This window comes from Crocosphaera sp. Alani8, assembly GCF_038442745.1.
GTDB lineage: Bacteria > Cyanobacteriota > Cyanobacteriia > Cyanobacteriales > Microcystaceae > Crocosphaera.
The window spans coordinates 1-5775 of the sequence record NZ_JARVCN010000211.1; the positions used below are offsets into that span (position 1 = coordinate 1).

Below are 5775 nucleotides of genomic sequence, written 5' to 3' on the forward strand. Positions count from 1 at the left end.
AGTCCAAGGGATTACCCCCCCTATGGGAAAAGCTTTCTCGGAAATCACCTTAGAAAAGGTAACTGGACTATGTAGTGATGTGGTTTGATTAGATCCGCGCACCGCTTCGCTGCTCTCTGCCGAGATCGCTCTTTGAATAACCGTCGACTTGACCTCGTTTGAATACAATGATGATGGCAATGTCAAGCCTATGACTGAAAACTTAACATTGAGGCTAGGGAATTTTGTCTGCTAACCTTGACATTTAATATCAAAACTGTAACAATAGATACAGAAAGTAAATCGTTCATCTTTTCAGTTACTCCATAGAGGAGATGCTGAGGACGGAAGTAAGGAACTATCCTGAAGGAACGCGCCTACCGATCACCACAAACAATTAACATTCGGAGGCTTGAACCATGCAACTTACTTATCGTGGTATCCAATACGACTATAATCCCCCAACAGTAGACATTTCCACAATCGATAACATCAAAGACAAGTCCCGCTACTTGATGTTACGTCATCAACGAAAACAATTAGATTGTTTGGCAAGGATGCACATTCGCTCAGCCAATGAAATTGGATTAATGCAAGCTTAATAGCCAGAAAAAATAATAATCAGACCCGGCTCTTTGTGAGGAGGGTAGGGTCTGAATTGATTATATTTTCAATGATCAAACCTAATGAAAGGAGAGCCGACTTCTCCTCTGATTAATATTCCTAACACCTTTTGTTAATGGATATTTTATTATGTTAGAAACAGCTTTGTTTGTCTGTTATGTTTGTTTGATTTTTGTGTTAATTGCGACTTTAGTAATTTGGATAGAAAAAGACAATTCTTTTGCTAATAATTAATGAGTTTGACTAATTAATTATTAAAGCAAAGATACAAGTAAGACGGTAACTGTTATGCCCCAAAAGGTTTGAGATAATTCTTTAGTTAATCCTGGTAATTTTATCATGAGAAGCTCTCCCAATTATAAATGGGTTTTGTTAATTACAACACTCCTCACTTCAAGACTGCTCTGAGAATACAGTCTTCCACATTGATCTACATTGATAATAAAAAAAGGTCAAAAAAACGATAAGAAAAATGTAACAGTTTTGTTAAGCAATCTCGGTTTTAGTTATTCCTAATTGAATCCCTTTTGATTTACCATGAATGCAACTTTGTCAAGCTAATAACACAAGAGTTAACATTAAAGCGAAGGAGTTGTAAGACCCCTCGTTGACAAGCGCTCTCGGCAGAGAACAGCGAAGCGGTGCGCGGATAAAATCGCAGATCCTCTCCCAGTTCCCCTCAGTGAAGGCAACGAGAGTTACCATAGACAACGAAAAGGTAACTAGCCACAGCATCGATTATATCTATGTTTCAACCACATTGTTTTTCCTTAGTTACCTCCTCAGATTATACAGGGTCTTTTTTCAACGATTTTTCCCCACACCATCAGGGCTGAGTATTTATACCTTGGCTGTGTTTTTCTGTTTCAATTTTTGGGTATGTTGAAAAAAAGGTAACTCAGAGAAAAGCATCGGCTGAAAGCATGGTTTCATAAACGTTTCCCGTGGTTACCTTTTTGAGATGATTTGTGACTAACATCATGGTAACAGGGGAACTGAACTACTCTTTGGAGGGTTGATGAGTTATCATACTTCAGTACAGAAGTCGGCACACAGCCCTAGATCACTGTGAAATGAAGAAACACATAAAAGCAGAGGAAAGTTCCGTCAAACCGTCAAACTCTTTGCCTCCAGGTCGTTTAGGGTTGCCTTTAGTTGGTGAAACCATCCAATTTTTACTAGATCCCGATTTTGGGGATAAGCGAGAAAAACAATATGGTTCAATTTATAAAACTAATATTTTGGGTCGAAAGACAGTGTTTATGAGTGGCGCACAAGCCAACAAGTTTATATTATCGAGTCATATAGATTATTTTTCTTGGGGAAAAGGTTGGCCTAATAATTTCCAGGAACTTTTAGGAAGATCCTTGTTTGTCCAAGATGGAGAAGAACATAAACGGAACCGCAAGTTGTTAATGCCGGCTTTTCATGGTCAAGCGTTAACTAAATATGTGACAACAATGGAGCAAATCATTAGCAAATATTTATCAAGGTGGGAAAAGCAAAAAAATTTGACTTGGTTTCCTCAAATGAAGCAAATGACCTTTGAAATTGCTAGTGTATTACTGTTGGGAAGTTCTCCAGAAGATAACATTGAGCTTTTGGCCAAATGGTTTGGGGATTTAAGTAATGGCCTATTTGCTATCTTACCAATCCGTGCCAGTTGGTCTAAATATGGGAAAGCTTTAGCGGCACGAGATCATCTGTTAGAGTATATTGAGCAACAAATAGAAAAAAAAGGCTCAAGTGTCCAAGAAGATGCACTAGGCTTAATGATACAAACAAGAGATGAAGCGGGCCGTTCTCTAAGCAAAGAAGAAATAAAAGTGCAAGCGTTACTTTTATTATTTGCTGGTCACGAAACGACTACATCAATGCTAGTTAGTTTCTGTATGGCTTTAGGGAAGCATCCTGAGATCTTAGCTAAGGCAAGAGAGGAACAAATGGCATTAGGCATTGAAAGGGGTTTAACTTTAGAAAAACTCAAACAAATGACCTATCTTGAGCAAATAATCAAAGAAGTAGAACGCCTTTATCCACCAGTGGGGGGTGGATTTCGCGGTGTGGTAAAACCATTTGTCTTTAATGGATATTACGTTCCTAAAGATTGGATTGTGACCTATCGCATTAATTCTTCCCATCAAGATCGGAATGTTTTCACTAATCCCCAACAATTTGATCCTGATCGTTTCAGTGGTGAGCGAGAAGAACACAAAAAAATGGAATACAGTTTAGTGGGTTTTGGCGGGGGACCTAGATTTTGCTTGGGATATGCCTTTGCACAGATGGAAATGAAGATTTTTGCTTCTCTGTTATTGCGGAATTATCTGTGGGAAATCTCCCCGAATCAGGACTTAACCCTCGACGCTATACCTACTCTTCATCCACGCTCTGGATTAAAAGTTCAATTAGTTAGTAAAGAACTTCCTCAAAATAATCAGCACTAACTTACACTCAGATCAATGGGCAAAGCCACAGGTAACTGGACTATACCGTGATGTGGTTTGATTAGATCGGCGATCGCTACGCTGATTTCCGTGAGATCGCTCGTTGAATCACCCCCGACATTTCTTCGTTTGGATACAATGATAATTGCTTTGTCAAGCCGATCACAGAAAACTTAACATTGAGACGAAGGAATTTCTAAGTTAAATCTGGTACGATTTCTCCTAATTTGCTGTAGGCGATCGCTACATTTCCATTAATAATTGCTCCTGCATCAGCATACAAGATGAACTGGGTATTTTCATCCCATCCATATCTCTCTTTGATCGAGGCGATCGCCGCTTCTATGGCCCCAGGACTACTGCCAAAATTCCCACCACTGGCCCCAATAATCGGAATCCCCACGTTAGATGAGGCTAGAAGGGGTTTGTATTCCAGTCCCTCTGTAAACCCTATTATTGGTTTTTGCGGGGCTTCCTGGGGCAAATAAACGGCAATGGGTTGCTCCCCTGACGGTAGATGATACTTCACCCCACGTTTGGAACTACTCAGAGGGTAATATTTATTTTCGGTTCCTGGGGTCAGATCATTCACCCTAAGATGGGTGTATAATCCCTCTTCGTTAGGAATTGGGATTAGTATCCCGTCAGTGTGGTTAATTAAGCTTAATCCATCATATTTCACCCCTGACAGTTCGTTAGTGACAGGTGAGCTTAGTTTTTGCCATTGTTTGACACTGCGGTAGTTTGATTCTTCTATTTCGCGATCGCTTATTCCACGATTTCTTAGAATCTCCCTATGGGCATCTGATAGGGTTAGTTGGTCTAGGATTTCCCTAATTACCTTATCTCGTTCTGGGATAGATAGCAGGGCATTAAGTTGTTCTCGTTGTTGTTGTTGCTCTAAGTCTCGTTGCCGTTGCTGTTCCCGTTGCCATTCCTGACGGTTTTGTTGGGCCCATTCTTCTGCGTCTGCTTTGTTAGCCCAGATGTTAAAGCCCCAGGTGTCTTGACCCCTGTATAGGTAGTCTACAGGGTTGGCTTCATGACTTCGGCAGTAAACTAGGCCGGTGGTGGTGTTTTGACGACAATCACTCCTTTCTCCTTGGCATACTGGGCAGGGAGTACGGCGGTTAAATCTAATCCAGTCCATTTGTAACCCCTCTCTCAGATATTGGGGGGTAAATGATGGAACTTAAGAAATTTTTTCCATCACGCTCTGATCCGCCACAAGGCAGATTATATCTACGTTTCATTGATTTCTCCAGAAGTTACTTGTGTCTTCTGGCAACCCTTAAAGTGGCGTTAGTCGGAAACTTTAGGCGACAATAGAAGTAATAAAATATTTGTTTGATAGGGCTTGGTTGCCCTCTTGGTTAGTCGGTTGTCTCCGTTTCACCATAGGGGTAGCCAGCTTTTTGCTTTTATGAGAATGAGCAAAGATTGAAATTAGACCCTTCGACATCAACAGCCATCAATCTTCCTCTCATACATAGCCAGAGAACTATTTGTTCTTTTTTTGACTGATTTCTTCTTCTTTAGCTTTTGTGACTAAATACTCTACTAAATTGGCTACTGACCTAACTTCTCGTTCTGCTTTCTCATTGAGCCAATCATAGATATCTTGGTTAAAATACACCGTTACTTTAGGTCTTACCACTGTTGCGCCAGCTACCGCCATTCTTGTTTACCTCTTCTATTCTAAAGTTTAATTGTTCCTACTGACTATTTTAACTCAATTAACGCATTTACATCAATTGAGTTAAATATTTTAACAGACCGCAACTAGCCTTAACTGACTCAGGACAAACAGAAATTGTCATTTTTTCCTTTCTTACTGGGAAAACTGATAATCCTTTTTTTTCAGGTCTGGCTGGAGTCGGTTTGGGTATGTTAATTGGTTTTTATTTAGGTCTCATTTGAAGGATCTCCCGTCCCTTTTCTAATCACTCTTCTCTAGCGATCTCAGTCCCCTCATAAACCTAATAAATAGAATACTTTAATCGTTAAAAAGCGTTGCTCTTCTCACCAAGAATAGCCTTTCAAAAGTCTTCGCAGAAAATAAGGTGGGCGCAGTTCGGGAAGATTTTTTCTCTCAATTTCTGTTAAATATTGCTCTATTATTGATTTGTGTTCAGGTTGTTTTAAGGATAGATTTGAGAGCCTTTCGAGAGAGATCCAAGAACCGTCTTGTAGTTCTGAGATAGAACCATCTTGTTCTAGGACATATACGCTGTGAATTTGACGTTTCGATTTATCGTAATGCTGACTAGCTACATATAAAAGATTAACCGAAATTCCCAAATTTTTCCCTATTTTTTGCTTAATTGTTCCGAAATCATAATAGTCTATTGCTTGATTTATCCGAACAACCGGAAGAAACCAACCTTCTCGATCTAGTTGCATTAAAACCTTAGTTTCGGTGGGATGAGATAGAATCCCATAAATATAAGATTCCCGTTTGCCCTTAAAGAACTTAGCGATCGCCTCACTCAACACTGACAACATAAGCTTAACAATTTCTCCTTCTCATCATGCACATTTCCCGTGCCATCACTAGAATGAATGAATACCCCTATAGTAAGAGAGAAAGCTATATTATCGTTTAACTGAATTAGGCTTGAAAAACCATCGCCAAAATAGTTAGGCCCGTACCCCATCATCATAACTATATATAACTCACATCTTGCACCTGACGAGACAAAGTTCCAAACCATGTTCATAAAAC

General features: G+C 39.7%; 7 protein-coding genes and 1 riboswitch. Of the genes, 2 read left to right on the forward strand and 5 right to left on the reverse strand.

Annotated features, from left to right (window positions below):
- On the reverse strand, positions 1-180 hold a 180-nt coding region (locus P9B04_RS13070), incomplete at its 3' end, for a hypothetical protein (protein WP_342055430.1).
- A 101-nt stretch (positions 181-281) separates the two neighbouring features.
- A riboswitch (Glutamine riboswitch) is annotated at positions 282-357 on the forward strand.
- 41 nt (positions 358-398) lie between these two features.
- On the opposite strand from P9B04_RS13070, the gene P9B04_RS13075 reads away from it, so the two are divergent.
- The gene (locus P9B04_RS13075) at positions 399-581 is read left to right on the forward strand and encodes a DUF4278 domain-containing protein (protein WP_342055431.1); all 183 of its coding nucleotides are present in this window, start codon (positions 399-401) and stop codon (positions 579-581) included.
- 1095 nt (positions 582-1676) lie between these two features.
- Positions 1677-3050, forward strand: a complete 1374-nt coding sequence (locus tag P9B04_RS13080; protein ID WP_342055432.1) for a cytochrome P450 — start codon at positions 1677-1679, stop codon at positions 3048-3050.
- Positions 3051-3246: 196 nt separating this feature from the next.
- On the opposite strand, the gene P9B04_RS13085 is transcribed toward P9B04_RS13080, so the two are convergent.
- The 4 genes from P9B04_RS13085 to P9B04_RS13100 form a co-directional block, all read right to left on the reverse strand.
- Positions 3247-4200 (reverse strand): hypothetical protein, encoded by a 954-nt coding sequence (locus P9B04_RS13085; protein ID WP_342055433.1) that lies wholly within the window; start codon positions 4198-4200, stop codon positions 3247-3249.
- Positions 4201-4551: 351 nt separating this feature from the next.
- Positions 4552-4728 (reverse strand): ribbon-helix-helix domain-containing protein, encoded by a 177-nt coding sequence (locus P9B04_RS13090; protein WP_342055434.1) that lies wholly within the window; start codon positions 4726-4728, stop codon positions 4552-4554.
- 344 nt (positions 4729-5072) lie between these two features.
- Positions 5073-5555 carry a hypothetical protein gene (locus P9B04_RS13095; RefSeq protein WP_342055435.1) on the reverse strand — a complete coding sequence of 161 codons (483 nt, stop codon included), beginning with the start codon at positions 5553-5555 and terminating at the stop codon, positions 5073-5075.
- Positions 5540-5775 (reverse strand): hypothetical protein (locus P9B04_RS13100; RefSeq protein ID WP_342055436.1); only part of this gene is annotated, 236 nt, incomplete at its 5' end. The genes P9B04_RS13100 and P9B04_RS13095, both read right to left, overlap by 16 nt.